1 protein-coding gene is annotated in these 202 nt (G+C 67.8%); it reads left to right on the top strand.

The window, feature by feature from the left end; genetic code table 11:
- On the top strand, nt 1–202 hold a 202-nt coding region (locus RAD04_RS39245; RefSeq protein WP_461628046.1), incomplete at both ends, for an ATP-binding protein.

Genomic DNA, 202 nt, shown 5'->3' with positions numbered 1-202 from the left:
CATCCCGTCACCGAGCTCGTCACCGGCATCGACCTCGTCGAGCAGATGATCCGCGTTGCCGCCGGCGAGAAGCTCGGCATCGCGCAGAAGGACGTCACGCTGACGGGCTGGGCGGTGGAATCGCGCCTCTACGCCGAAGACCCGTTCCGCAACTTCCTGCCCTCGATCGGGCGGCTCGTGAAGTATCGCCCGCCGGCGGAAG

It is taken from the genome of Bradyrhizobium sp. 25ACV, assembly GCF_054863005.1.
This window is presented reverse-complemented; position numbering and strand designations above follow the sequence as displayed.